The following is a 22,929-nucleotide window of genomic DNA, read 5'->3' as shown; positions in this document are numbered from 1 at the left end:
TATGAGAAAATGTATGGGGCTTACCGCCTCAGGCCGTTCAAGCGATAAAAATTGTCCAGCGCTGACGTCGAACTAATGTGAATCTTGGGCAGTCCAATGTGCTCGAACATTTGTCGATAACGCCTGCGGTTAGCGCGTGTGGCGACGGTGATATGGCGGATCATGTCCCACTTCACGCTGTCGCGACTGCCTTCAAGACCGCCGCGTCGATCACGCTTAAACCAGCAACGCCGCACATAACGATAGAGGCTGACCGTTGTAGGAACATCGAGAAGGATGAACCCCGTCGCTCGTTCCAGTCTCTGCGGGAGAAGCCGGGAGTAATTCCCCTCGATCACCCATCGCGAGCCCTCGATAGCTTGATCATGGAGCGCCGCGAACTCGTCTGCCGGTCTGGGAGTCCAGTCGGTATGCGGCAGATGGTGAAGCTGATCGAGGTGGACGACTGCCAATTCTTGTGAGCGAGCGATAGCATGCGCCAACGTGGATTTGCCGCTGTTAGACGGCCCCATGATGCAGATCCGCACGCCTAGATCATCGAGTTTCATCGCCGGACGCTTACCACCTTATCGGCTGAGAACTGAGAGACACCCAAAAGAGGAGCGGGGCGATATTGAACGGAGAAGCCGCCGAGGCGCAGCCTCGGCCGTTCATGGTTGCCTGCGCAGCAGGTCCTGTTAACCGGCCTGGCTTTTGTGTCTGGCGGATTGGGTTACGCCGACTTTTGGAGAGAGTTGGGACTGGGCAAGATGCACCTCGGTCCGCGCACGGATCATGCCTTCGATAAGGGTGTAATCTGCATCGGCCTGCTCGTATTCCCCTCTAACTTCGCAGTTTTCCATTAATCTTTGTTTGAGCGTCGCCAGTTTTGTCATGCCCGTTACCCCCATCACTCGCCAGCCCGCCCAATCAGGGGAGGCGTGAAGCTCTGCGTGCGCCCGTCTGGATAAAGTAGCGAGGTAAGCTCCAAGGTAATCGCTTGACCCGTCCGGGTAATCGCCACCCCTGCGCGGAGCGGTGTTTTGCTTCCGACAGGAACAAGAATGACCGACTTGGCCATGCCGGGCGTCATTTTCAAACATTCGGAATCCCGTCTGCCTGATATATCCATTGGGTCGGACGGACATGAATCAGTCCCAAAGACTGCATATTTCGTGGCGCCAAAGACCAGCACCACGCCAGGAGAAAGAACGCTGGTCAGGGAAGCGGGGTATGGGGATGCGCGCTCCACGGCGGTTCCTAGAGTTTGCAAGATACCTGTCTGAGCAAACGCTGGAACCCAGTGCAAGCAAAAGCCTATAGCGAGAGCAATTGGAATCGGGCGTAAGGAACGAACGTATCCGGTCGTCTGGTAGGCAGTCATTTTGTTTGGCCTTTCGCGCTTCTGACCAGCCCGTTCTCTGGACTTCTCGCATCGCCCGTGGCGATCAAAATAACGGTGTCATGATGGTCCGTCAGGCGACTGCCTGAGCCACCATATCGGGGTGCTGTCCTATGACCCGAACATAGGCGACAGCGAAATCCGGGGCGGTCGCCCGCGCCTGCTCCCAGTCCCGCAAGGTGCCGACAGGGACGCGGAAACGGCTTGCGAACTCGGCTTGCGACAGGCCCAGAGCGGTGCGGGTCTTACGGATCAGTCGTGCGCGCTCGCCGCGCTCCATGCCTTCGATGGACACTGCGCGATCTTCGTCATCCGCCGGATCAGCAGGCAGAATGGTATGCTCTTTCTTCACCGTTGTTGCTCCTTCTCACGGAAATGAAGCGGGGCAAGTCTTCGCGCCATACGAAAACGCCGGTAAACAGTTTCTCATCCACGACACCCACCACCTTGTAGCGATCTTCTTCATCCTCGACGCGGATGGTGGGAAGGATCAGGTGGTTTTCGTCCTCGAAGATACGGTCGCCGAACGCCAGAGACAGCTTGTGCTTTCGCTGGTTGGCGGCGTCTTTCGCGGGGTCGAACCTGCTTTCCATAAGAAACTATACTGGATTCCCGTAGTTCCTGTAAAGGGAAAAATACGGGTTTTCCTTATATCGTCTGTTTATGCGGGCCAGCCGCTACGGCCATCGAGGCGCATTTCCACGAGGTCGCGAAATCTGCGCCATGCGGCAAGGGCCGCCTCTTCGGTATCTGCTTCGGGGATTCCGGGAACAAGCAAGGTCTCGCCATCATAAGCGTGGCGGGCGTTGGTCTCCACAATATTGCGGAGTTTCTTTTCACTGCGGCTCCTGCCGATAGGCAAGGTTCCATTCGGAATGGAAGCGCCGAATTCGATTTCTCCTGAGCGGAAGCAATAGGCGCGCATGGTTTTGTACTCCGGTTACAGGGTTTTCAGCCGACAGAAGCCGTGGCCGGGCTTTTCTCTTTTTGCAAAGATGCTCCGCACCACGGGCAATAATTGATATAGACGCCATTCTTTGCTTTCTCGCCGCTATAAGCGACAATCCTGCTGCCCACGGGCTTCAGTGTTTCCTTGCTCCATAAATCGACAATATCAAACCCGCCACCGCGCCCGTCGTTTGTTCGCCCGACAGTTTCGGACCATCCTTCGCAAAAACTCAAAGAATGATCTTCATTAACAGTACATTTCAGTATTTTTGCCATTTAAGTATTTCCCCGCGTCTCGACGGTTTTCACGCTGTGCGTTCGCGGGCCATCTGGCCGAGGAGAAACCCCGCCTCGCATTCGTCGTAAAACCCGCGCCAGTCAACGTCCGGGACGTGATCTGCGATCTCGGAGAAGTCGTCCCCATTTTTTCCGGCCTTGTATCCTGCCATGAAGGCGCGAAAGGCTTCGTCCATCAATTATCCCTCGCGCTTATGGCTGACGGGGTGAGGCGGGAATCTGCGGGACGGTTCTCCGGGCGGTGTGTATTGCTGCCGCCCGCGCTCCCATTCGTGGTGATCGTGAAATTGCGTGCGCGGGTTGTAGGGGTTTTCGGACGCGGGCAATTCCAGATATGCGGCGTGCGATCCGTTGCGGTATGCGGGCGAGTCCATGTGTCTGGCTCCGCTGTGAGGTGTGGGGGCGGGCCGCGTTGGCGACCCGCTCGGGATTTCAGAAGCCGAGGGCGTCGGCCTGAGCGTCGGCCACCTGCCGATCAAGGGCGCGGCTGTTGGCGCGGGTGTAGGGCTTCCACTCGGAGCCGAAATATTCGGCGTAAGCCTTGGCGGAGCCTTCTGCGAGGCAGACGAGGGCATAGGCTTTCATGCCGAGCTGGGCTGCGAATTCGCGGGCGGCTGCGGCGCGGTTGGCCTGACCGTCGACGCCCATGCGGTCTTCGTCACGGTCTTCGTTAGCGAAGCCGGAAGAGAGTTCGCGTGCGGCCTGCCGCCGTGTTTCGTAGAACTGGGCCTGCCCGAAGGCGGACGCGACGCGCGATCCGACGATGCGCTGCATGTGCATTTCGAGGGCGCGGAAGTTCTTTTCGCCCTGCACGGTTGAGACGAGGACGCTTTCCATGACCCTGATTTCGTCCATGGCGGAATTGAACCCGGCTCCGAAGAGTTCGTCTGTGTCGGCCTCGTCGATGGCGAAGGCGCGCGCGATGGCTGCGATCTGTGCGGCGGTAGGGATCAGGGCCTTTGCGGCTTCGATGGTTGCGATCGGCGCGGCGTTCTTGCGGTCAACGGCCTGCTGGAAGGAACTGGCGCGGGCCTTGCTGGCGTCGGCTTTGGCCTTGTTGGATTTCTTCTCTTGCGCGACGGTGTGTGCTTGAGCGATAGCGGTAGCAGCGTTTGACATGAGATTAGTCCTTTCTGTCAGCGTCAGCCCCGTTTCGGTGTTCGCGGCACCGGGCGGGGCGTTTTTGTCTGGGGGCCACCCCCCGTCCACAAGTAAAAGATAGTACGTCGCGCCCTGCCACGCAAGAAAAAAACGCAGTAAATAACTACAAAAAAGCAAATAATATTGGTTGATTTACCAATACTTTCCGATTTTCTTTTCCGCATGCCCTTTAATTAGTGACGAACGAAGAAGTCATTACACAATACGGAAAGAACAGCGGTGAGCGCAGGGCAACGTCCGGAAACTGTTGCGTCAGGGATCGTTACCCGCATGGGCCGAAACCCCGCAGGGGGTTCGGTGGAGCCCGCAGGGCGGAATAGAGCCCGGTCCCGGCCATGCCGGGAGACGCCCGTATGATTGGGTGTGAGGAGTATGGCGGATCTGGAACGCCAGATTGAAACCGCCAACAGCCCTATCTCCGGCCTGAACGCCAGAGCTTGCGGGCCTTAAAAACCAGATGACCTGCTCACCGCCCCACGGGTCAAGCGGTTCCGAACATGCAGTTTGCTGACTGGGTAGATACGGATGGCGGAAGGGCCACCCGCGAGGGTGGCCCTTTGTGTTTCACTGTTTTTTGGGATCCTGATCCTCGGCGATGGTAATTTCGATCTTGAAGAACGCCGGGACAGAGAGGGTGATCTTCAGGCTCTCGAGGTGGAGTTTCCTGAGGGTGCGGAACAGGGTGCGCGCGAGACGGTTGAGCAGGTTTCGGGCGTTTTTCGGAAGCGTCATGGTAGTCTCCTTCGGTGAGCGTCGTTGTGACGGCTGCCGAAGGCCGGGTTGCTGAAAGGATTGCACCCGCAGGGTCGTAACGCAGTGGAGAACCCGGCCTGCCGGGTTGCTGTCCTTTCGGGAAGCTGGCGGCATCCGTCGAACACAACGATGCTTGCCGAAGGAGACGGCGGATACGGGAAACGCCAGTGGCGGGCTCCGTCTCGCGCGCACCCTGTTTCGTGCCCGGTGTGCGATGCGTTGGAGAGCCTGAAAACACCCTCTCCCGGCGTCACCGTGAGTTACAGGCTGAGGATCATGATCCCAAAAAGCATTGAAGCACGAGCGCCCGAAGGGGCGCCCGGAGTAGTTTGTTATTTTTCGTCGCAAGACGGACGGTGAGAAGACTCCCATGGCCTGTGTGTCCGGGTAGAGACGGCATATTCAGGCCCATGAAGGGAGAGGGACGCGAGATGGCGCGACAGGAAGATCTGTTTGGATACCGCAAGCCACGCGTCCGGCGAGGGCATATCGCGCACATGGTGGACGTTGGGGACCATGGGTGCATTTACGCGGCGGGAAACAGTTGCGTCGCGCTGTTTACCTGCAAGAGATGCGGCTGGACGAGCGACTGGCTCGAACGGCGGAACAAGACGCATGTCCTGCAGGGCGTTCCTTGCGAGGCGTGCAACAAACCGAAGAAAGAGGCGGCATGAAGGGCGATGGCGAGCCTGGGGAGGAAGAGAGGCAGGGGGGCGGCTATGCGCAGGCTGTAGCGTTGACTGGGGCGTTTGTTCTGATAGCTGTGATGTTCACGCTGACGTTGGGTAATGATTCCCTGGTGTGGTCGATCGGTATGTTTGTCGCGGCGCTATTTCTGACGTCGCTGTAGGGGCTGGCGCAGCGGGAGCCGGCGTCTCCGACATTTTGCCACGCCATGGGGTTTTCCGTCGCATCATGCTTGCTGAAGGTGAAGCATGATGCGACGGAAACATGAAATGATGCTAAAACCAAGCAGATCATTGCTGCCATTACTACGATGATTGGCGCAATAGTCATCGGAGTCCTGATGAAAAGCGGAGTGATTGGCTATCAGTGGTGGCCGATATTTGCGGGACTGGTGGCCTTTCACATCATATGTATGGGGGGTCTGATGTATTGCGGTCTATACGGTGATGAGGGCGATTGATTTTGTTGGCGGATCCCGAGATGGCGGCACGCCATCGCACTGGCCGGAGTGGAACGGAGAAGCCGGACGGTGCAATCGCCATGGGGCGCGGTCAGGTCCAGCACCATGCCTTCCCAGTCGGAAGCGAAATCGGCGGTAAATAGCCGCCTCCCCCGCTCCCACGCCACCAGCTCGTGGATCTGGAAGTTGGCTTCCTCAGGCGCATAGGCGCATCGGATCGACAGGGCAGGGAAGCGCATGGCCAGATCGTCGCCGACGCCGTATTCGGTTGCGTCCCGTCGACCATAGACGACGAAGGCGAGACGGCCTGCCCCGCCGCCCCCGGCCGCTAACCCGACTTATCGAAAATCAGGTACTGTTCCGTCGCATACGAACATCTGATTCTAAGGCGAACGGATAAGGAGGAACCGTATGCCCGGGAACAAACATGCCCCTGTCTCGCACGACGACACGGTTGAAAACGGCGATGCGCGGCAATCGCCGGATCCCGTCGGCGTCTCGGCGATCGACCGGCTGAAGGACATCGTGATCGCGTCGAACGGCTCGCCACACAAGTCGAGGCGCTTTCCCCGGACAAAAGGCGACCCCCAGTCGAAGCACCAGCGTTACTACGCCCGCAATCGCGAACTCGTACGCGCCCGCCAGATGGCGGCTCGGAGACGGAAACGTGAGGCGCGGACCCAACCCGCCCCCGCGCAGGCGGACTGAACTATGGGACGACGTTTCCGCGGATCGGCGATTACGGCGCGAGAATACGCCCTGCTGCAGGCGCTAAAAGCCGACATTCAGGGACAGAAGGGAGAAAGCGAGGTTCGTACGATCCTCGCTGACTCAGGTCTCGCCTGCAGACACGATCTCGTTCTGCCAACCCGACAGGGGACAGTGACGCAAATCGATCACGTGGCCATGGTTCCCGCCGGGATCATGGTGATCGAGACGAAACGCCTGCGCGGGCGCATCAGTGGGGATCCGCGGGATGATTTTTGGAAACAGTCTCTGCCTGGCGGGTGGGAAGGGCAGGTTTACAGTCCTGTCCGCCAGAACGCCGGCCACTGCGAAGCGGTGTACGCGACCATCCGACACGTTGATCCCGGCATCCAGGTTCTGAGCAGGATCGTGCTGACGGGCAATGTCGAAATCGCCCCGCAGCTCGCGGGGGCTGTGTTCACAAGCGAGACGCTCAGGGGGGAGCTGGACGCTCTACGCAACCAGCCCGTCGCAGAACCGATACGGCGCGCCTGGACGCGCCTGTCAGAAGCAGCGCTCGCTCAGGAAGGCTTACGCAGCGGGACAACCCGATCGCCCTTTTCCGCGTAGCGATCCTCTTCGGGGGCGAGAACCACCTTCTCGGCCGGACGGGTGAAGTTGCGCTGGAGATACTCCATCAGGTCCGCGCGATCGGTATCCGTCAGTGGGAAAGGCGCTGCGTAGGAATCAAATCCCTTGTCGCTGTAGCCGCCGCAATCGAGTTCGTAGGCCTCGTTGAGGTCTGCGCCATCACAGGCCGCGTTCACAAAATCCAGCTTCGACGGCTCGTAACCGTCATATCCAAGCTGCACGATCCAGTCCTCGCCGAGGTAAATCACGTCGATCATTCCGTCATCGGCGCAAAGAGGCGGCCACTCGCCCCGTTCGACGCCCTTGAACTGGTTCGGAAACACCTGATCGAGCACCTGAGCGAGGCGAGCGGTCTGGGGCCGCATCTGCGCGTAATCGCGAACGACGACAATAGGGGCCGTCCCTTCCCGCTCCGTTTTTTGATACGCCTCGACCCTCGCATCCGGCCAGGCCTTCTCGATCAGTTCGTCCATCTCATCTTCCGTGTAGCGACGGCGCGCGGGATCCACGGGCGGCTTCGTCTTCGGTGCGGCAGTTTTGGACGGTGCGGATTTCTTGTTGCTGGTCATGATATACCTTGGGTCTGGTTTCGTTATTGTGGGGCGACGCCGTGGTCAGTTCAGGCCGCGACAATCCGACGTCACGGCATGACTGGCGTGGAGCATCACCGCGCCGTTCCCGTCTCCGAGCAGCTCGCACCGTATCCATGACAGGGGCTTGCCCGGCTGGGCCGGTCGGAAAAGTATCAATGCGGCGCCGCCTTCACTGCTGGCGCTGGAGCGAATCTCGTAACCGGCGTTGAGCAACTGTTCGAGCGAGAGATCCTGTTTCACGAAGCGGGTTGGCATGGCGCCAGGCGTGACGGCGGGGGCGAACTGGCTGACGCCGCTGTTAATCCCGGTCGCGAGAGCAGGTTGGGAAAACGCCACAGCGGCGGCGGTGATCCCCAGAGCGCACAACAAACGAGTGATCGGTAGCACGAGGCATATCTCCTGTATCAAAGGCAAAACTTGACGGCGGGCGGCGGCGGCGCAATCTCCCCGACCCTTCTTTTGACCTCCTCCATCAGGGAGGCGGCAATTTCAAGGAGCAGCTCCCTGAGATAGGGCGCTTCGTCCGGGCGCAGGCCATGGGGCGTGTTGGACTTCAGCGTGATGAGTTGCGGCAGAAGGCCGGTTTTGTGAATTTCTTCAGGACTGTCCGTCGGATCGATCTTCCCCTGCTCGTAGGCCAGAGAGCCCAGCATTGCCGCTGTCACCAGCGCGCCGAGCCTCATATCCTCCTCCCACGTCATCAACCCGATCAGAAACGGCCGCGTGATCTGGTCCTCGCCGCGAAAGAGACGGAAGAACACGCTGCCGTCGACGATGCGTCGTCGCTCGCCAAGAATGTCGACGTGCAGCCGCCATCCGTCACGAAACCGTGGATGAGGCACCGGCCCCTCCCCGTCCTGCGCAACCTGCCTATAGCGGGCTCTGGTCTCGGGACATCCGGGGACGCGAAAGGTCACCTCGGCAGTGGACGCCTCCTCGAGCATCAGATGCTCGCCACTGATCCCTGGATCATAGCGGGGCTGAACGCTCTCCACCGGAGCGGCCCTGTGCGTTGTCACGGTTCTGTCTCCTTTCTGTAAGCAGCCATCGTCCGCCCGCATGATGAGACGAAAAAGACACGTCTGAGAGATTCAAGAAAAAGACGATCCCGTCGCATGAGGGAGGCTCAAGGTTCGTTCGAAAGGACGAACATCATGAACTATCGCCTTCGCTCTATTTTTCTCCCGCTCGCTCTCAGTCTTGTATGCGCAGCGCCGACTGCCGCTCTTGCGGAGCCACCGCTTCAGCCTGAGGTTCTGGAGCGTCCGCCGACCATGCCGCCTTCCCAGGCGTTGCTTGATCGTACGCACGCCATGGCTGAGGCCTGTCGCGCCTGGTTGCCTCTGGAGCCCATCGGAACCAGGAACGCGCGCGGCTCCGTTCTCCCCTCGACCGTGCAGACGAACGCCCAGTTCGATCTGTGCGAAATGGCGCTTCACCCGGAGCAGGCGCACCGGCTCATGTTGGGTCTGACGATGGCCGCAGTCTGGGGCGGGTTGGTGACCATACTCGCGGTCTTCTACCTGATGTACAAACTTGCGAGGACGTTGGGCGATCGCTTCAGGGGCGCACGGAGAGAACGCAAACGAAAAACAGATTTTTTCGCCGGCTAATCGATTAGAAAGTCCCCGCGACCATGATTTCCGCTAGTTTTGTCGTGTATCTCGGGGAGAGCATGTTCTGTCTCGGGCTCCAGTTTCTGTTCACGCCGATACTGGCCGGGCGCAAAACCTGTTTGCCATAACGCTGGTTGATCTCGTCCATGGCGCGCATCGCGCTCTCTGCCGCCATGTTTCTCGGTTCCAGCAACGACGCCTGCGCGCCATCTGGGGAAAGATCCGTGAGATGGACGCCCGCTTTGATATACCGATATCCAGGGCGCCATATCTCACGGAGCAGGCGCGTTGCGTGCCGGACCATCACGAGCGTGTCGTTCGTCGCAGGGATAGACAGGGCGCGTTGGCCGGAATACCAGCCCCATTGGCGCGCATGTGGGCTGGTCTGGATGAAGACTGCGATGTGTCCGCCTTCCAGTCCCTCTCCCCGCAGTTTTTCAGCTGCTCGCGTGGCGAAACCGCAGACTGCCTCGCGCATCTCTTCGGGCTCAGTGATCGGCCGCCCAAATGACCGCGTGCACGATACGCCCTGCCGCTGGGGCGCCATATCGGACAGCCGAAGACATGAATCGCCCCGCAGCTCGCTTTGTATCCGCTCGCCCAGGATCCCGCTGATCGCGCGGATCAGCTTTTCGTCCGCGTCGACATAGTGGCTGATTGTCCGGATGTTCGAGGCGTGCAGCTTTTCGACTGAGCGGCGACCGATCCCCCAAACCTCGCCGACGTCGAGATTGCGATAATATCGCTCGCGTGCGCCGGCGCCCGTCAGATCGCACACGCCCTCAAGCTCCGGCCGGTCTTTGGCGATCGCGTTAGCCAGTTTGGCGATGGTCTTCGTCGGTCCCCAGCCGACGCATGTCGGAATTTTGGTGATCTGGCTGACGTCCTGTCGTAACTTGACGCACAGGCTCTCAAGATCGTTGATTCCCGAGAGGTCGAGGAACATCTCGTCGATCGAGTATGGCTCTACCCGCGGAACGAGATCCGTCAGCACCTCGAACACGCGCCGGCTCATATCGGCGTAGAGCGGGTAATTGCTCGACAGCCATTCCACGCCAGCCAGCTTGCGGTCTTTGCGGATCAGGTGCCACGCGTCGCCCATCTTGATCCCAAGCGCCTTGGCCTCTTTGGTGCGCGCAATGGCGCAGCCGTCGTTATTGCTGAGCACGACTACCGGGCGCCGCTTGAGCGCCGGGTCAAACGCGCGCTGGCAGGAGCAATAGAACGAGTTGGCGTCAATCAGACCGAAGACTGGCATCAGACAACCAGACGCACGACGCCCGTTACAGCCGCCCATATCTCCACATCGGACGATTCGGCGACCTCCACGGGCGGACGACAGCCATCGCCGGAATGGAGATGCCAGCGGCGGCCTGTCTTGCGCAGTTCAGCCAGCATCGAGCGTCCGGCAACGGACGCCACGACAAGCGAGCCATGAACGGCCGTAACCGATGTGTCCACGACCAGCACGTCATCGGGCAAAATGCCGCGCGCGGCGAACGTCGCCCCTGAAACGCGAACCGGGTATCGACTGGGACGGCGCAGATCCAGCGCCTCAGAAAGATCTATCGGACCTTCGATGTCGTCCGCCGCAGGAGACGCAAACCCGGTCGTACGGTCTCCCGCATATCCAGACATGATGACCCAACCCGATAGGCGTCACACGACACGGCGTGACCCGCGTGACGCTGGGAAGTTGGGGGTCCGCCAATGCGGAACAAATATAGAACGGACTTTCAGAGTCAAGGCGTATGTGATCGCCGCCACGTACCACGGAGCCCCAGCCACATGCCAACCGCCGCTCCCGAAATCATGGCGCCGAGAAGCGCAACGGTAAATGTCACCAGCCCGCCAGTCTGGATGTGAGATACATCAATCATAGAGACTTTCCTGAAGTTTCCTCTGGCTACTTGCCTGGCGCCACACCGGCGTCGTCGGGCGCTTCGACGGTTTTCACCGTGAAATGATCGCGCCGCAACTGGGACAACACCCCGGTTTCGCCGCCAAGATGGCCCATGCCGACAAGAACGACCGCGCCTCCATCCCGAAGATAGGGCTCCATGTGGTTTACCATTTCCGTGGTGCGCTCGTCGACCATGTAATGCGTCATCGCAGACAGCGCCGGCGTCCTGGCGCGATCACGCATCATGCGATCCCATCCGTCAAAGTCGCCACTTTTTTCAAGAACCTCGACCGTCTCGTTGGTCACCGTATTATCGCCGATCTCCCTCAGATCCCTGGCAAGGGCTTCGCTATAGGCTGCATCAGGAATTTGATCCTCGGTCCTTTTGTATTCGACAGGGTTTTCCAGCCATACCGGCTTCAGACCCGCTTTCGCAGCCTCGATGTTCACGCGAGCATCACGGGAGAGGCCATCTGGCGCCGGACATGGCGTCTCGACGATTACCAACGCCATGCTCGCCGTTTTCACCATCATCGCGGCCGCAGGAATGTACTTTTCGGACGCCTGGGGTTTTCCCGTCAATTGCTGACCCAATCGCGTGAAGCAACCAGCGTGGAGAGACAATGCTTTCGCCAGCAATGGGATGCTGAAATCGTTCGTCCAACGGGCAAAAGCCAGTTGTCCCATCCAGTTCGGTTTCCCGGCGGAAGGATCGACGCCGCTGCTCGCGAGTTTCGGAACATCCTCAGTTTTCATCCCTTCCCTAAGAAATATTCTCTTGTTCTTGAATATCTCTTCGGCGGGAGCCGTCACGCCTTCCACAGGCGCATGGACTGCCGGCACTATGACGCTGACGGGACCGTTGTTCCACTGCACCTGAACAACAGGAACCGAAGCGAAAACAGATGTGTTCGAAAGAAAAAAAGCCCAACCGGCAATAAAGGATGACCTATACAGGTTCACAACAAACGCTCCGTTCCAATATTTGAAAATACCGTAAATCACCGCCCCAACGCCTTCTGCAACATGCGCAGGACTTCGCGGGCTCGGCGATCGTTCCAGTCAAACCCGCCCGCCCGTGACTGCGCCTCGCGAACGCTTGCGGCATAGGGACTCTCTTCGATGGCGGGCATCGGCATGACGTGCTGTTTCACCGCGTCCGGAAGCCCCGGAAACACGTCGATCCCCGCCCAGTGCGCGAGCACCGCAAGAGACACGACCTTGCAATCCGGCTGGTCGACGTTGGAACAGACATACACTGCAGCCCCGCCCGCGACGGGATCGAACACGGCCTTCCACATGCCCGACGGGACCATGACCCCGTCCGGACCGACACGACGCCGCAGAAGCCCTTGAGGAAACAGAACCCCGGTGACGACGTAGATTTCGCCTTCGGCGTTCGCGAGACCGCGCACGGCGCTCTCGATCCCCTCCCATGCCCCGCGATTCAGACCGGCAGCCTGCGGCACCACATTGGAGAGCGCGTATGACTCCTCCTGGATGTCGACGCCGGCGAAATCACCCGAGGGGGAAAGATGCCCGCGATCCCAGCCGCTGTGCTTCCAGTCCTCCAACTCGCCACGATCGCCATAGGGAAGACGGGCGTCCGGATAAAAATGGCCTTCCCGCTTCGTTCTCGCCGCCACCTCAAGATTTTCCTCGACCAGCAGCTCCGCCGACCAGATCGGTCCTCGCGAGACGTCCGAGTCCATCGCGGCATAAGCCCTGTTGCACAGAACACGTCCATGTCCGAACTCGCCGCCGAGAACCGGCATCCTCCCTTCGTAAAAAAGGTCTGAACACGCTTCCTTCCCGTAAGCCCCGGACCCAAGGCCCAGCGTAGTGAGCCCCACGACCATCGACAGAAGCCAGCACCGCCTCGACTTCATGATCCGCGCGCGCCCGTTCGCGGCATGGGCGGCATCGCGACCGGGCGCATCAGACGCCGGTGTTCGCCACAGAACCATTCCGTATCCCCGTTACGTTGATAGGCGCCAAAGGCGGCGCCATTGCCGCACACGCGACAGCGATGAGCCCAGCTCCGTCCCGCTGGCTCGTGATCATGATCTCTCCTGACCTCAGAAGCAGAACTTGCCTCAAACATCACAGACCCAGCGCGTCCATCTCTCGCAGCGTCTGCGCCCAGGCATTGCCGCTCGCTGTTGTGGCTGCGCCGGTCTGCCAGTTCCATCGCTTCACGCGATTATCTTCCGGAATATCGTCGAGGAAGCGCGACGGCACGCTCGACGTCCTCTGGCGATAGTCGCAGGAGCTGACCGTCGCCTGTTCCATGGCGCGCGTCAGGGCCACATAGGCCAGTCTGCGCTCTTCATCGAAGTTTCGCGTATTGGAGCCGGGAAACAGATTTTCCTCCCATGCGGGAAGAAACACATGGCGGAATTCAAGTCCTTTCGCCCTGTGCATCGTCAGAAGCTGCACACGGTCCCGCCCCTTTTCTCCGGGAGCCCCCGACGCCAGCGCGGCGTGCTCCATCAGATGCTCGACCTTGCGATATCGGTCCGCAACCTCAGCCAGCTCAGCGAGGTTTTCCAACTGGGTTTTGGCGTCTTCGCTGTCATCGGCGCGAAGCATCGCATAGTAACCCGTGTCCTCAAGAAGCAGCCGCATTTTTTCGCCAACGGTGATTCCTTCCCGCGCCCCGATGTCACGTACCACGCGCTCGAACTCCGTCAGCGCCGCCGCCGCCTTCTGAGAGAGATGCGTCTCTCGCACCGCCGCAAAGAGCGACAGATCGCGCTCGCGCGCGACTATCTCCACGGCGCCAAGACCTTTGGCCCCCAGACCGCGTGTCGGTCGGTTCGCGACACGCCGGAAGGCCTCGTCGGACTGACGATCGTCAGGGCGGGCGGAAAGAGAGACCAGAGCGAGGGCGTCCTTCACGGCCACGCGCTGATAGAAACCCACGTCACCCACGATCTCATAAGGAACACGGGCCTGGATCAATGCCTCCTCAATCGCGCGGCTCAGACGGTTCTGACGATAGATCACCGCAATGTCATGCCACTGGGATCCGGCGGCCGCGCGACGGCCGATCTCTGCGGCGATGGCGTCCGATTCCTCGCTGGCGTAAGCGAAATTCAGAACCTCGATCGGCTTTCCGGCGCCTTTGCGGGTATAGAGCGTTTTCGGAATTCGCGACGGGTCATGGGCGATGATGGCGTTCGACGCGTCCAGAATATTCCCGGTCGAGCGGAAATTCTCTTCGAGCTTGAACATCTGGGCGCCAGGAAACTCCTTCGCGAAGCCACGGATGAATCCGACCTTGGCGCCGCGCCAGGAATAGATGCTCTGCGAATCATCGCCGACGCAGAAGAGCTCGCCCGACACGTCCGACAGCATCTTCAGCCACAGGAACTGGGCGCGGTTAACGTCCTGATACTCGTCCGCGAGGATGGCCGTGAACCGACGTGACCAGCGATACCGGTATGTCTCGTTATGGACCATGGCCAGCGTCGGCCACATCAGCAGATCCGCAAAGTCAGCCGCGTTCTGCTCGCGCAGCAACGCCTGATACTGTCCATACAACCCGACTGCGAAGCGCCAGCCCGCTTCGTCGATGAAGCTCCGTCGCTCATGCGCGCGTGCAATCATCGCCTCGACATGGTGGCCCGCGGCGTCCGGGGTGATGAGGTCCTCCTTGAGACGCGAGATACGTTCCGCCATGGCGGCAATCTGTCTGGCGTCGCCCGGCTCACCGTCCATTGGTCGCGGCAGCAACTCACGCGGGGTCGCTTTCACAAGGCGACGAATCATGCCCAGCGTGTCGTCCGCATCCCGGATGTCGAAACCCGGGCGCAGGTTTGCGACGTCGGGCTCCGCTCGCAACTGGCGAGCGCACAGGGCATGAAACGTCCCAAGCCAGGACGGGGCCATGCCTTCTCCGCAGACCAGCGTGATGCGTTCGCGCATCTCTCGGGCCGCCTTGTTCGTGAACGTGACGCACAGGATTCTGGACGGGTCCATCCCATAAAGTTCAATGCGGGCTGCGACGCCGGCGGTCAGCGTCTTGGTCTTGCCGGTTCCCGCTCCGGCCAGCACCAGAACGTGCCGCAGCGCGAGCGCCGCCGCGCGCTGCGCCGGGGTCAGGTCATCAAGGATCGGCGCCAGCCGAGGCGGGATCGGCAGGGTCGCGCTCACAGGACCGTCACCGATTCTGCGAGGCAGCTCTCGCAACGGCGGATCTCGCCATTGGTCGAGATGACGAGGAAAGGCCGTGTGAGATCCCAGTCCCCCGGCTCGGCTTCCCATGCGCCGCTGATCACAAGCCCCAGCCGAGGATCCTCGCGCTCGTCAAATCGGACCAGGCACTGCGGCAACGGCCCTTCCGGCCATGCGACCGCGCCAAGGCGTCTGAGGTGAATGTCCCAAAAGCCTTTCGCCGCCTGAGAACGATCCAGCATCTGCGCAAGCCCCGCCTTCAGGACGATGAGATCGCAGACGCTTTCGAGATGGGTGTCGGCATGAGCGTTCATGTGCGCCTCCTCTGTTTCGTGGATGACCTGCTCCAGTGTTGACGACATCCATCCGTTGACCCTCAGAATGCAGTCGTCTTCGGTCAGGATGGTGAAACCTCCCCCGGTGTCCCACACGGCGGGTTGGGTCGTATCGAGCGCGTCGCCACCGATCACGAGGCCCGCCAGATCACTCATGTCGTCCGAACAGGCCACGAACTGACAGGGCGCGCGCTCCGGGGCTGGCGACTGACGCTCCCAGATCCTCTGGGCTTCGGGATGTCGCCTGAATGCGGCGATCAGGCGCTCTCGCCAGGCCAGATCGTAGATATCCAGCGCGTCGTCGTTCTGAACCGCGTCGTGCGGTTTGTGCGTTTCGCTGGACATTAGCGACCTCCTGGCGTCGGCCCGCCTGCGCTGCGCTGCGCCGCAGGTTCCGTTAGGGCGACTGACGCGTGGAGCGTCTGATCACTCCGCGCACCCAGATCAGCGACCCACCCCGACGCTACGGTCGGCTTCGTCGGCGCCGGAGCCATGGCCGACGCCAGTTCCCCAAAAGGGCGCGGGGCCTCGACGTCCTTTCCTCCGCGAGCCCGCAGGACCTGATTCCAGTCGCTCCCGGCCTCCTTCGGTGAGAGGCGACCGCTCCACAGGCCCGCCTCCTGAGCAATGGCGGTGAACATCCGCGCGTAGTGGTCGCCCTGGCGATCATTATCGACCGCGATAATCAGGCGACTGTCGGGTTGCTTCGCGGCCAGGCTGAGGACCTGTCTGAACTCGGCGAGGCTTTCCGGACTCATGCCGCCAGCGGTGGACAGATACACGGAGTTTCGCGCGAACCTGTCCGTTGCGGCGAACGACAACGCATCGATCGCGGCTTCCGCAACGACGATGCGTGACGGCGGCGCTCCAGGGTCGGCCTCAAACCGGAAGAGACGTTTTCCGATCCCGCCCGTTGAAAATCCCCGATACTCGGGGCCGCGCATTTCCATGCCGCTCAATGCGCCGCTGTTGTCACGGTGGGCGAACCACGCCGTGCCGTTTGGCCCTTCGCGGAGCAGGTTCTGCTTTACTGCGGCCTCCAGCACGCGCTCAGGCAGACCGCGCTGCTCCGACAGATAACGCCATGCCGCCGATCCGGCCTGCGGCGGGTTGCGGTGGTCCCACATCCACGCCGGATCACGTTTCCGGTCCTGCGCCCCGGCGTCAGGTTTGGTCCTCTCGCGAACCTCATAGCTGGGCTCTATCCCGACAAGGTCGCGCAATTCGCGCCGGACGTGGCCCAGGTTCTTCGACGGATCGAAATGCTGGATGAGCTTGAAAACATCGCCGCGTGCGCTCTGGTCGGGATTTGTGGCGTCCCACCAGCCTTTCCCGTCATGATTGACGATGATGATCTCGCCTTCGCCGCGCCGGAACTTGAGGTTTCTGGCCGAGCGTTGCGCCGTGGCCTCCCGGTCAAGCCGGAAGCCCTCCTTTTCCAGAACCACTTCACAACGGACCATGTCGCGCAGCTTCGCGAGTTCCTCGCGTTGGGCTTCTCTTGAACGATCATCAGCCACGACGCGCCCTCCTTGCCCTGTCGGGTTGTGTCGCAACGTCGACCGACTTTCTTTTCTCCGCACGCCCGTCACACCGAACGGACGGCGGCCAGCAGCGTACAGGCGGGAATGAGGTTCCGTGCATGTCGGTTCTCCTGTCTCGGAAGACCTGCGTGCGCTTTCATGATGCGACGGGATGCAGAAATATTCCCTTGCAGCCATTTTTTTCGCGCCGCTCATGACACGCGTCCCGAATGGTCGACATCCAGCATATGCGCCCACGCCGCGCGACGCGCCCGATCCGCTCTCCGCCGCAACGACGCGCTGCAGCGCGATGGCAATTCGTGACAGCCGAGGCTGTAGTCGAGGAACGAAGCCTCCTGAGAAAGGCGCCGCCATGCCGCGCGAGCATGAGGCCGGGGTGACGCGTTGGATGAAATGGATTGTCTCGGCATGATGATCGTCCCAATCTTTGGTGTTTGGCGCCACGCGCGGCCACGATGGCGGTCTGGTCCCCTTACTGATCGGCGTAGGGAGTTCGTCGACGGCGGCGGTCTCGTGTCGGCCGTCCGCCTTTGGCAGGTTCAAGAATCCTGAGATCGCAGCCCGGTCCGTCGATCACGATCTCGGTTCTTTTGGCTCTGACGCCTTGCTCGTCAGTCCATTCCCTCGTCCGAAGACGGCCTTCGATCATGACCTGTGCGCCTTTGCGGCAACCGCGCTCGACGACGCGAACGACACGGGCGTCAAGGCACACGACCTGATGCCATTCCCGCTTCTGTTTCCGCCTGCCCGAGCCGCTGTCTGACCAGCTCTCCGAAGTCGCCAGTGGAAACGAGGCGGTCCGCATGTCGATATCGTCCCGTGACGCCAGCACAGGGTCGGCTCCAAGATTGCCAATGAGGATGACGCGATTCACGGATCCGCTCATCACAGAATTTCCTTCTGTTCTTCCCGGATTTCGACACGGCGTGTTGCCGCATCACCTTTCCGGGTGCGGTTTTTCCGAAGCGGCCTGAGGCGGCGGGGTCAGGCCCTCGGGACGGCGGTGGTGCGGAAGCCGCTTGCGGCTTCACGGCGCCGTCTCGACCGAAGGCTTGGGGCTTGACCCCGACGACGGCCGCTTCACGCCGCACAAACCCGGAAAGGTGTGCGGCAGCACACCTCTTCCTTTATTTCCCTTTCCATTCCTTTCTTTTTCGTAAGCGTCCGGACCCGACACGCTGCACCGCTGTCGAGGATGTGCCTCTATCGTGACTCCGTTATGGGCATTGGGGTGTCATGATCGATCGGGAGCAGGTTTGGCGAGATCGGTTGGTCTTGTTTGCCAAGAGTGGACTGACGCAGATCGCCTTCTGCAACCGCCATGGCCTGAGCGCCAAAGCCATGCGGCTCTGGGCACGCCGACTGGGCTTCCTTTGGCCGCCGCCGATCAAGGTGTCGGCCCCGGATGGGGCATCGGAAGAACGGGCCAAGGAATTCTCTGGCTCGTCAGAGGAGGATCTCGCCATACCCGTCGGGGAACTGGACAATCTTCTGGCCATCCGGCTCCGTAAGACGTGGACCCGCGAGGAGAGCCTGGCGCTTCTGGTCGACGCCCTGCAATCGGGCATGTCCCTGGAGCGCTACGCCAAAATGAATGGCCTGACCCCCAGTGTCCTGTATCGCTGGCAGAAGCGGTTCGCCGAACAGATTGCACAATGTCCTGGCGATCCCCTGGCGCGCCAGCCGAAATTTGCTTCGGTCAAGGTTGAAGAGGTTACTGCCATGCCGCCACTGGCGCCCGCCACACGTGCGTCCCCACTGGTATCCAAAGAAACGCTGCCGCACGCATCGCAAATCGAGATCGTACTCCGTAACGGGCGCATCTTGCGGATCGCCAATCCCAACGACATCGACGCGATCACTCGACTGGCGGATGCGCTTGAGGCAGCTGCGTGATCAGTCTGCCCCCCAATGTTCGGGTTCATGTGGCACTGGGCTATACCGATTTGCGCAAGGGCATCGACGGGTTGTCGGTGCTGGTGCAGGAGACACTGCGCGCCGATCCGTTCTCCGGCCATGTGTTCGTGTTTCGCGGCCGCAGCGCCGGGCTGATCAAACTACTGTACCACGACGGCAATGGCATGTGCCTCTACATCAAGCGCCTCGACCAGGGCATGTTCACCTGGCCGGTTACCCGGGCCAGCCCCGATGAACCGGCGACGATCCTGCTGACTCCGGCCCGGTTATCGATGCTGCTGGAGGGGCTGGACTGGCGGGCACAGACGCCCGCCCGGCGGGTGTTGGCGGCCGGATGAAATCCATAGAATTTCCTTGTACAGGCTGGCAGAAATCCGCCATGCTTTGCAGCATGCGAATTGCTCTCGACAATCTGCCGTTGGACCCGGTCACCCTTCAGGGACTGGTGCGCGACATGGCGGGCGCGCTGGATGAGGGTCAGATCGAGATCGAGCGCTTACGGCATATCATCCGCGAGTTTCAGCGCGCCCGCTTCGGGCGTCGCGCCGAGACCATCGAACCGGACCAGTTGCTGCTGAAGCTGGAGGCGGAGCGAGGCGACGTTGTCACACCCGTAATCTCAGACCTATCGAATACAGCGGCGCATGCACCCGCCATTAAACAGCCGCATCGCAAGCCACTGCCGGATCACCTGCCGCGCACCGACGTCACCATCCTGCCTGATGTCACAGCGTGCCCGGGCTGCGGTGGCGCGCTGCACGACGCGGGCGCCTCCACAAGCGAGATGCTGGATTGGGTACCCGCCTCGGTGCGCGTGGTGCGGATCAACCGGCCAAAATGCGCCTGCCGCGCCTGCGGCGCACTGCAGCAGGCCCCGGCACGCGAGCGGGTGGCCATGGGCTGCCTCGCGACACCCGGCCTGATCGCCCACGTGCTGACCAGCCGCTATTGCGATCACCTCCCACTGTATCGGCAAAGCCGGATGTTCGCGCGACATGGTATCGACCTCGCACGCTCCACGTTGGCGGACTGGGTCCGCGCCGCGGCATGGTGGCTTGCTCCGTTACGCGACCGCCTGATGGCCCATGTCGTCGTGGGCGGGCGGGTGTTCGCCGACGATACTCCGCTGCCGATCCTCGATCCGGGGCGCGGACGTACGCGAACAGGTCGCCTATGGGCCTATGCGCGCGACGATCGCAGCTTTGGCGGACTGGCGGCTCCGGCAGTCGTGTTCCATGCGACGCCCGACCGCACGGCCGCATGGCCTGCCCAACATCTTGCGGGCTATAGCGGTATCCTGCAGGTCGATGGCTATGCCGGGTTCGAGCAGCTCACACACAGCGGCAAAGTCAAGTTGGCCGCATGCTGGGCGCACACGCGCCGCAAGTTCTACGAACTGCACCAGGCAGGCTCACCGATCGCCACCGAAGCACTGGCCCGGATCCGCGAGCTCTACGAGATAGAGACGCAGATCCGCGGGCTGCCTCCGGATCAGCGGGAGGCTGTGCGGCAGGAACATAGCCGACCGCGCGTTACAGCTCTGCACGAGTGGCTCGCGCAGAAACTGACGGTGCTGCAGCCCCGGGGCAGGCTGGCCGAGGCAATCCGCTACGCGTTGAACCGATGGAATGATCTTGCACGGTTCGTCGACGAGGGCCACATCGACCTTGATACGAACCCGGTCGAGCGAGCCATCCGGCCAGTAGCGCTCGGCCGCAAGAACGCACTGTTCGCCGGCAGCGAGGGCGGCGCGGATCGCTGGGCGATCGTCGCGTCGCTGATCGAGACAGCCAGGCTCAACGGCATTGAGCCGTTTGCCTGGTTGCGCGATGTGTTGACCCGGATGGTCGCGGGATATCCCGCCGCGGAGCTTGGGCAATTGCTGCCGCTCGCGCTGTGACATGACGACTTAGAGGGGGAAACGGAAGGTCGGCTTAATGGAACAAAAAATCAGATTCAGGCGAGCGTTCGCGCAGCAGAGGGTTCACGATACCTTCAGCTTATCCAAGTCGAACTTGTAACGCCGTATCCACTCATCATTAGTGGAATCGGATAGCTTAGAAAGTTCAGGAATTATATAGGCCACATCTGGTGAAGTCGTACCAAGAGCCCGGCAAACGCTTTGCAGTGCGTCAATTGGGTGGTCAGCTAATGTTTCGTAGGAAAGGCCATACGGCTGAATCTTTTGGCCAGCAAACCACTCTGACCAAGCTGTGTCTTCCCGTGCTAATGTAGTAACTTCGCGATGAATGCGGCTGAAATCGTAGGTTACCTCTCCTGTCGCACTCACGCGTTCGTAGTCGGTGCCGTCTGCATTTAAATGCCAAAGTCCACTTTGCTCTGCTCGGACGAGCGACACCGCTTGAGCCACTTTGTCCGTGCGTGAAAGATGAATGTACAGGGGATCCCCAAACGCTCGCGAAAATCGACTTGCATCGGATGCGACACCTGGAAAAATTTGGCCGAGCATTTTTGTAACGATATTTAGGTATTTATACTGGAGTCTCATGCCAAACACCTCAGTTCCCGCGCGACCAGCCAATATAGCAGCAGCTAAATATTTGCGATCAAACGCTTCCGGTGAACCGCCTTCGTCTGTAGATATACCCCAATCTGTCGCCCATTCGGCCATGAATTGAGGCTTATGGTAGAAGGAGTCAGGATTGCCCGCCGTTCCGGCTGAGGCCAAGAGCTTGCAAAGTAAAGTGCTTCCACTTCGTGGTGTCGTGCAGATGATATACGCTTTGAACATCGGAAGCTGCTTTCAAAATCAGAGAACCTGAAGGGTGACAATCTTTCTTGAGTTAATAGACCGACCAGCACGGTTATGTCCGGGTTTCGTCGTTACAAATCCTGCATTCCGCGTCAAATCTTAGAACGTAAACGGCGCTTGTGCCCCTTTCTTAGCCGAGCGCCTCAGAGGCCAGATGCGCCACTATCCGCTGAGTTTCCGGAGCAATCCCATCTTCGATAAACCAGACTGCCGACAGGCCGCTCCAAGCATGGATCCATCGCAGGAGTCTGACAGAATCAATCCCAGCATGTGAGCTGACAAGCCTGATCCTTTGCTCGAACCTCTGTGGAGAAATAGCGTAGGGGCGCTGTAAATTCGCAAGATCGGGATTCAGAAATAAGGCTGCAAAATCTGCGGCCCGTTCCCCGTAAAGGCCCTTCGGATCAATTGCGCGCCAGCCTCGCGCTCCGAAATCCAAAACGTTGCCGTGATGGAGGTCTCCGTGCAAGGCGAGCGGTTCTTGTGGATCACTTAACAACCGGTGTGCCTGGCGGGCGCAGTCTTTCACCCATTCTGCGCTCTGCAAGGACTGCTCGAGTAAGTCAGCGAACCAGCTTTTCAAAGACCGCATTTCCTCTTGCTCGAATAGCGAAGCTGAGTGCAGAAGTTGCGCTGTCTTACAGAGATTTCGTGTCGCTTCATCGTCTAGACCCGCGTAGACGAGGTCGGCGAGAGTGCGACTGCTCACCGCCCTTTCAAGAAGAAGAGCATTTCGATCATGTTCCATAACTGCGGCATCACCCTGTCCATTCCACAGCTTCATGAGATGATTGCCGCGAAGTTCATCAGGATCAGAAGTCACTTTCAGCATAGCTGGGACGCCCTCGCGGGTAACCGGCACCAAGTAGGAACTTGCTGTCCAAACAGGTTCGCCATCATCAATTAGATGCCATCGTGACATATAAATAGTGGCCGCTGTAGAAAGATCCGTATGGTGTTTGGTGCCGGGCATGCCGCGAGCTTATAGCTCTCATTCAGTGTCCGCTATTGGGAAACACTTCAACGACCTGCGATGACTGGCAT

General features: G+C 60.4%; 35 protein-coding genes. 9 read left to right on the top strand and 26 right to left on the bottom strand.

Features of this window, described 5'->3' with window-relative positions; all coding sequences use genetic code 11:
* Positions 1 to 20: 20 nt before the first annotated feature.
* The 11 genes from J2D73_RS10955 to J2D73_RS10905 form a co-directional block, all read right to left on the bottom strand.
* Entirely contained in the window at positions 21 to 548 is a 528-nt protein-coding gene (locus J2D73_RS10955; protein WP_207881585.1) for a P-loop NTPase family protein, read from the bottom strand.
* Positions 549 to 677: 129 nt separating this feature from the next.
* Positions 678 to 875 carry a transcriptional regulator gene (locus tag J2D73_RS10950; RefSeq protein WP_207881584.1) on the bottom strand — a complete coding sequence of 66 codons (198 nt, stop codon included), beginning with the start codon at positions 873 to 875 and terminating at the stop codon, positions 678 to 680.
* Between the two features lie 14 nt (positions 876 to 889).
* A complete protein-coding gene (locus J2D73_RS10945) occupies positions 890 to 1,078 on the bottom strand; it encodes a hypothetical protein (protein WP_207881583.1) in 189 nt (62 codons plus the stop codon).
* Positions 1,079 to 1,454: 376 nt separating this feature from the next.
* Entirely contained in the window at positions 1,455 to 1,733 is a 279-nt protein-coding gene (locus J2D73_RS10940; RefSeq protein ID WP_207881582.1) for a helix-turn-helix domain-containing protein, read from the bottom strand.
* Positions 1,702 to 1,974, bottom strand: coding sequence for a BrnT family toxin (locus J2D73_RS10935; protein ID WP_207881581.1), 273 nt, complete (start codon positions 1,972 to 1,974; stop codon positions 1,702 to 1,704). The genes J2D73_RS10940 and J2D73_RS10935 overlap by 32 nt, the downstream gene beginning before the upstream one ends.
* Before the next feature lie 68 nt (positions 1,975 to 2,042).
* Entirely contained in the window at positions 2,043 to 2,306 is a 264-nt protein-coding gene (locus J2D73_RS10930; protein ID WP_207881580.1) for a host nuclease inhibitor protein, read from the bottom strand.
* Positions 2,307 to 2,332: 26 nt separating this feature from the next.
* Positions 2,333 to 2,605, bottom strand: a complete 273-nt coding sequence (locus J2D73_RS10925) for a hypothetical protein (RefSeq protein ID WP_207881579.1) — start codon at positions 2,603 to 2,605, stop codon at positions 2,333 to 2,335.
* Between the two features lie 29 nt (positions 2,606 to 2,634).
* On the bottom strand, positions 2,635 to 2,802 hold the full coding sequence (locus tag J2D73_RS10920; RefSeq protein WP_207881578.1) for a hypothetical protein: 168 nt from the start codon (positions 2,800 to 2,802) through the stop codon (positions 2,635 to 2,637).
* 3 nt (positions 2,803 to 2,805) lie between these two features.
* Entirely contained in the window at positions 2,806 to 3,000 is a 195-nt protein-coding gene (locus J2D73_RS10915) for a hypothetical protein (RefSeq protein ID WP_207881577.1), read from the bottom strand.
* A 58-nt stretch (positions 3,001 to 3,058) separates the two neighbouring features.
* Positions 3,059 to 3,745 (bottom strand): hypothetical protein, encoded by a 687-nt coding sequence (locus tag J2D73_RS10910; protein WP_207881576.1) that lies wholly within the window; start codon positions 3,743 to 3,745, stop codon positions 3,059 to 3,061.
* A gap of 606 nt (positions 3,746 to 4,351) precedes the next feature.
* A complete protein-coding gene (locus J2D73_RS10905; protein ID WP_207881575.1) occupies positions 4,352 to 4,519 on the bottom strand; it encodes a hypothetical protein in 168 nt (55 codons plus the stop codon).
* A 452-nt stretch (positions 4,520 to 4,971) separates the two neighbouring features.
* Here J2D73_RS10905 and J2D73_RS10900 point away from each other — a divergent pair, with 452 nt between their 5' ends.
* From J2D73_RS10900 to J2D73_RS10880, 5 genes are all read left to right on the top strand, one after another.
* The gene (locus J2D73_RS10900) at positions 4,972 to 5,214 is read left to right on the top strand and encodes a hypothetical protein (RefSeq protein ID WP_243429855.1); all 243 of its coding nucleotides are present in this window, start codon (positions 4,972 to 4,974) and stop codon (positions 5,212 to 5,214) included.
* Complete coding sequence (locus J2D73_RS10895; protein WP_207881573.1) at positions 5,211 to 5,390, top strand: hypothetical protein; 180 nt, start codon at positions 5,211 to 5,213, stop codon at positions 5,388 to 5,390. Before J2D73_RS10900 ends, J2D73_RS10895 begins: the two co-directional genes overlap by 4 nt.
* Positions 5,391 to 5,860: 470 nt before the next feature.
* Positions 5,861 to 6,019 (top strand): hypothetical protein, encoded by a 159-nt coding sequence (locus J2D73_RS10890; protein WP_207881572.1) that lies wholly within the window; start codon positions 5,861 to 5,863, stop codon positions 6,017 to 6,019.
* Positions 6,020 to 6,098: 79 nt separating this feature from the next.
* Entirely contained in the window at positions 6,099 to 6,395 is a 297-nt protein-coding gene (locus tag J2D73_RS10885; RefSeq protein WP_207881571.1) for a hypothetical protein, read from the top strand.
* Between the two features lie 3 nt (positions 6,396 to 6,398).
* Positions 6,399 to 7,004: a nuclease-related domain-containing protein gene (locus tag J2D73_RS10880; RefSeq protein WP_207881570.1), complete on the top strand. Its 606-nt coding sequence runs from the start codon at positions 6,399 to 6,401 to the stop codon at positions 7,002 to 7,004.
* Here J2D73_RS10880 and J2D73_RS10875 read toward each other — a convergent pair.
* From J2D73_RS10875 to J2D73_RS10865, 3 genes are read right to left on the bottom strand one after another with little or no spacing between them, the layout of a single operon-like run.
* Positions 6,956 to 7,594 (bottom strand): hypothetical protein, encoded by a 639-nt coding sequence (locus J2D73_RS10875; RefSeq protein ID WP_207881569.1) that lies wholly within the window; start codon positions 7,592 to 7,594, stop codon positions 6,956 to 6,958. The genes J2D73_RS10880 and J2D73_RS10875 overlap by 49 nt on opposite strands.
* A 45-nt stretch (positions 7,595 to 7,639) precedes the next feature.
* Positions 7,640 to 8,005 carry an ABC transporter substrate-binding protein gene (locus J2D73_RS10870; RefSeq protein WP_207881568.1) on the bottom strand — a complete coding sequence of 122 codons (366 nt, stop codon included), beginning with the start codon at positions 8,003 to 8,005 and terminating at the stop codon, positions 7,640 to 7,642.
* A gap of 17 nt (positions 8,006 to 8,022) precedes the next feature.
* Positions 8,023 to 8,637 carry a hypothetical protein gene (locus J2D73_RS10865; protein WP_207881567.1) on the bottom strand — a complete coding sequence of 205 codons (615 nt, stop codon included), beginning with the start codon at positions 8,635 to 8,637 and terminating at the stop codon, positions 8,023 to 8,025.
* 135 nt (positions 8,638 to 8,772) lie between these two features.
* On the opposite strand from J2D73_RS10865, the gene J2D73_RS10860 reads away from it, so the two are divergent.
* Positions 8,773 to 9,231, top strand: a complete 459-nt coding sequence (locus tag J2D73_RS10860; RefSeq protein ID WP_207881566.1) for a hypothetical protein — start codon at positions 8,773 to 8,775, stop codon at positions 9,229 to 9,231.
* A gap of 4 nt (positions 9,232 to 9,235) precedes the next feature.
* Here the strand turns inward: J2D73_RS10860 and J2D73_RS10855 are convergent, their stop codons facing one another.
* From J2D73_RS10855 to ssb, 10 genes are all read right to left on the bottom strand, one after another.
* Positions 9,236 to 10,492, bottom strand: coding sequence for a Y-family DNA polymerase (locus J2D73_RS10855; protein WP_207881565.1), 1,257 nt, complete (start codon positions 10,490 to 10,492; stop codon positions 9,236 to 9,238).
* The gene (locus J2D73_RS10850) at positions 10,492 to 10,872 is read right to left on the bottom strand and encodes a LexA family protein (RefSeq protein WP_207881564.1); all 381 of its coding nucleotides are present in this window, start codon (positions 10,870 to 10,872) and stop codon (positions 10,492 to 10,494) included. The genes J2D73_RS10855 and J2D73_RS10850 overlap by 1 nt, the downstream gene beginning before the upstream one ends.
* A gap of 104 nt (positions 10,873 to 10,976) precedes the next feature.
* On the bottom strand, positions 10,977 to 11,114 hold the full coding sequence (locus tag J2D73_RS10845; RefSeq protein ID WP_207881563.1) for a hypothetical protein: 138 nt from the start codon (positions 11,112 to 11,114) through the stop codon (positions 10,977 to 10,979).
* 26 nt (positions 11,115 to 11,140) lie between these two features.
* A complete protein-coding gene (locus tag J2D73_RS10840) occupies positions 11,141 to 11,893 on the bottom strand; it encodes a TraB/GumN family protein (protein ID WP_207881562.1) in 753 nt (250 codons plus the stop codon).
* 245 nt (positions 11,894 to 12,138) lie between these two features.
* The gene (locus J2D73_RS10835; RefSeq protein ID WP_207881561.1) at positions 12,139 to 13,026 is read right to left on the bottom strand and encodes a DNA/RNA non-specific endonuclease; all 888 of its coding nucleotides are present in this window, start codon (positions 13,024 to 13,026) and stop codon (positions 12,139 to 12,141) included.
* A gap of 49 nt (positions 13,027 to 13,075) precedes the next feature.
* Positions 13,076 to 13,201, bottom strand: a complete 126-nt coding sequence (locus J2D73_RS21030) for a hypothetical protein (protein ID WP_279380918.1) — start codon at positions 13,199 to 13,201, stop codon at positions 13,076 to 13,078.
* Between the two features lie 39 nt (positions 13,202 to 13,240).
* Entirely contained in the window at positions 13,241 to 15,295 is a 2,055-nt protein-coding gene (locus J2D73_RS10830; RefSeq protein WP_207881560.1) for a UvrD-helicase domain-containing protein, read from the bottom strand.
* Entirely contained in the window at positions 15,292 to 15,996 is a 705-nt protein-coding gene (locus J2D73_RS10825; RefSeq protein ID WP_207881559.1) for a hypothetical protein, read from the bottom strand. The genes J2D73_RS10830 and J2D73_RS10825 overlap by 4 nt, the downstream gene beginning before the upstream one ends.
* Positions 15,996 to 17,171, bottom strand: a complete 1,176-nt coding sequence (locus J2D73_RS10820) for a DUF3991 domain-containing protein (RefSeq protein ID WP_207881558.1) — start codon at positions 17,169 to 17,171, stop codon at positions 15,996 to 15,998. Before J2D73_RS10820 ends, J2D73_RS10825 begins: the two co-directional genes overlap by 1 nt.
* 496 nt (positions 17,172 to 17,667) lie before the next feature.
* Entirely contained in the window at positions 17,668 to 18,081 is a 414-nt protein-coding gene (gene ssb, locus J2D73_RS10815; RefSeq protein WP_207881557.1) for a single-stranded DNA-binding protein, read from the bottom strand.
* A gap of 350 nt (positions 18,082 to 18,431) precedes the next feature.
* Between ssb and tnpA the strand changes: the two genes are divergently transcribed.
* The 3 genes from tnpA to tnpC are packed head-to-tail and all read left to right on the top strand — an operon-like array spanning position 18,432 to position 21,012.
* Complete coding sequence (gene tnpA / locus J2D73_RS10810; protein ID WP_207881556.1) at positions 18,432 to 19,091, top strand: IS66 family insertion sequence element accessory protein TnpA; 660 nt, start codon at positions 18,432 to 18,434, stop codon at positions 19,089 to 19,091.
* Entirely contained in the window at positions 19,088 to 19,450 is a 363-nt protein-coding gene (gene tnpB, locus J2D73_RS10805) for an IS66 family insertion sequence element accessory protein TnpB (protein WP_207881555.1), read from the top strand. The genes tnpA and tnpB overlap by 4 nt, the downstream gene beginning before the upstream one ends.
* A 53-nt stretch (positions 19,451 to 19,503) precedes the next feature.
* Positions 19,504 to 21,012 carry an IS66 family transposase gene (gene tnpC, locus J2D73_RS10800; protein ID WP_207881620.1) on the top strand — a complete coding sequence of 503 codons (1,509 nt, stop codon included), beginning with the start codon at positions 19,504 to 19,506 and terminating at the stop codon, positions 21,010 to 21,012.
* An 84-nt stretch (positions 21,013 to 21,096) separates the two neighbouring features.
* Here the strand turns inward: tnpC and J2D73_RS10795 are convergent, their stop codons facing one another.
* Together J2D73_RS10795 and J2D73_RS10790 are read right to left on the bottom strand one after the other, a co-directional pair.
* The gene (locus J2D73_RS10795; RefSeq protein WP_207881554.1) at positions 21,097 to 21,864 is read right to left on the bottom strand and encodes a Stf0 family sulfotransferase; all 768 of its coding nucleotides are present in this window, start codon (positions 21,862 to 21,864) and stop codon (positions 21,097 to 21,099) included.
* Positions 21,865 to 22,015: 151 nt separating this feature from the next.
* Positions 22,016 to 22,807 carry an aminoglycoside phosphotransferase family protein gene (locus tag J2D73_RS10790; RefSeq protein ID WP_243429871.1) on the bottom strand — a complete coding sequence of 264 codons (792 nt, stop codon included), beginning with the start codon at positions 22,805 to 22,807 and terminating at the stop codon, positions 22,016 to 22,018.
* Between the last annotated feature and the right edge of the window lie 122 nt (positions 22,808 to 22,929).

The organism is Acetobacter sacchari, from assembly GCF_017377715.1.
GTDB classification, from domain to species: Bacteria; Pseudomonadota; Alphaproteobacteria; order Acetobacterales; family Acetobacteraceae; genus Acetobacter; species Acetobacter sacchari.
This window is presented reverse-complemented; position numbering and strand designations above follow the sequence as displayed.

Coding starts and splice junctions, on each gene's coding strand:
- J2D73_RS10955 (WP_207881585.1), bottom strand. CDS start 548: ATGAAACTCGATGATCTAGGCGTGCGGATCTGCATCATGGGGCCGTCT.
- J2D73_RS10950 (WP_207881584.1), bottom strand. CDS start 875: ATGACAAAACTGGCGACGCTCAAACAAAGATTAATGGAAAACTGCGAA.
- J2D73_RS10935 (WP_207881581.1), bottom strand. CDS start 1,974: ATGGAAAGCAGGTTCGACCCCGCGAAAGACGCCGCCAACCAGCGAAAG.
- J2D73_RS10930 (WP_207881580.1), bottom strand. CDS start 2,306: ATGCGCGCCTATTGCTTCCGCTCAGGAGAAATCGAATTCGGCGCTTCC.
- J2D73_RS10925 (WP_207881579.1), bottom strand. CDS start 2,605: ATGGCAAAAATACTGAAATGTACTGTTAATGAAGATCATTCTTTGAGT.
- J2D73_RS10920 (WP_207881578.1), bottom strand. CDS start 2,802: ATGGACGAAGCCTTTCGCGCCTTCATGGCAGGATACAAGGCCGGAAAA.
- J2D73_RS10915 (WP_207881577.1), bottom strand. CDS start 3,000: ATGGACTCGCCCGCATACCGCAACGGATCGCACGCCGCATATCTGGAA.
- J2D73_RS10910 (WP_207881576.1), bottom strand. CDS start 3,745: ATGTCAAACGCTGCTACCGCTATCGCTCAAGCACACACCGTCGCGCAA.
- J2D73_RS10905 (WP_207881575.1), bottom strand. CDS start 4,519: ATGACGCTTCCGAAAAACGCCCGAAACCTGCTCAACCGTCTCGCGCGC.
- J2D73_RS10900 (WP_243429855.1), top strand. CDS start 4,972: ATGGCGCGACAGGAAGATCTGTTTGGATACCGCAAGCCACGCGTCCGG.
- J2D73_RS10895 (WP_207881573.1), top strand. CDS start 5,211: ATGAAGGGCGATGGCGAGCCTGGGGAGGAAGAGAGGCAGGGGGGCGGC.
- J2D73_RS10885 (WP_207881571.1), top strand. CDS start 6,099: ATGCCCGGGAACAAACATGCCCCTGTCTCGCACGACGACACGGTTGAA.
- J2D73_RS10880 (WP_207881570.1), top strand. CDS start 6,399: ATGGGACGACGTTTCCGCGGATCGGCGATTACGGCGCGAGAATACGCC.
- J2D73_RS10875 (WP_207881569.1), bottom strand. CDS start 7,594: ATGACCAGCAACAAGAAATCCGCACCGTCCAAAACTGCCGCACCGAAG.
- J2D73_RS10860 (WP_207881566.1), top strand. CDS start 8,773: ATGAACTATCGCCTTCGCTCTATTTTTCTCCCGCTCGCTCTCAGTCTT.
- J2D73_RS10855 (WP_207881565.1), bottom strand. CDS start 10,492: ATGCCAGTCTTCGGTCTGATTGACGCCAACTCGTTCTATTGCTCCTGC.
- J2D73_RS10850 (WP_207881564.1), bottom strand. CDS start 10,872: ATGTCTGGATATGCGGGAGACCGTACGACCGGGTTTGCGTCTCCTGCG.
- J2D73_RS10845 (WP_207881563.1), bottom strand. CDS start 11,114: ATGATTGATGTATCTCACATCCAGACTGGCGGGCTGGTGACATTTACC.
- J2D73_RS10840 (WP_207881562.1), bottom strand. CDS start 11,893: ATGAAAACTGAGGATGTTCCGAAACTCGCGAGCAGCGGCGTCGATCCT.
- J2D73_RS10835 (WP_207881561.1), bottom strand. CDS start 13,026: ATGAAGTCGAGGCGGTGCTGGCTTCTGTCGATGGTCGTGGGGCTCACT.
- J2D73_RS21030 (WP_279380918.1), bottom strand. CDS start 13,201: ATGATCACGAGCCAGCGGGACGGAGCTGGGCTCATCGCTGTCGCGTGT.
- J2D73_RS10825 (WP_207881559.1), bottom strand. CDS start 15,996: ATGTCCAGCGAAACGCACAAACCGCACGACGCGGTTCAGAACGACGAC.
- ssb (WP_207881557.1), bottom strand. CDS start 18,081: ATGAGCGGATCCGTGAATCGCGTCATCCTCATTGGCAATCTTGGAGCC.
- tnpA (WP_207881556.1), top strand. CDS start 18,432: ATGATCGATCGGGAGCAGGTTTGGCGAGATCGGTTGGTCTTGTTTGCC.
- tnpC (WP_207881620.1), top strand. CDS start 19,504: ATGCGAATTGCTCTCGACAATCTGCCGTTGGACCCGGTCACCCTTCAG.
- J2D73_RS10795 (WP_207881554.1), bottom strand. CDS start 21,864: ATGTTCAAAGCGTATATCATCTGCACGACACCACGAAGTGGAAGCACT.
- J2D73_RS10790 (WP_243429871.1), bottom strand. CDS start 22,807: ATGTCACGATGGCATCTAATTGATGATGGCGAACCTGTTTGGACAGCA.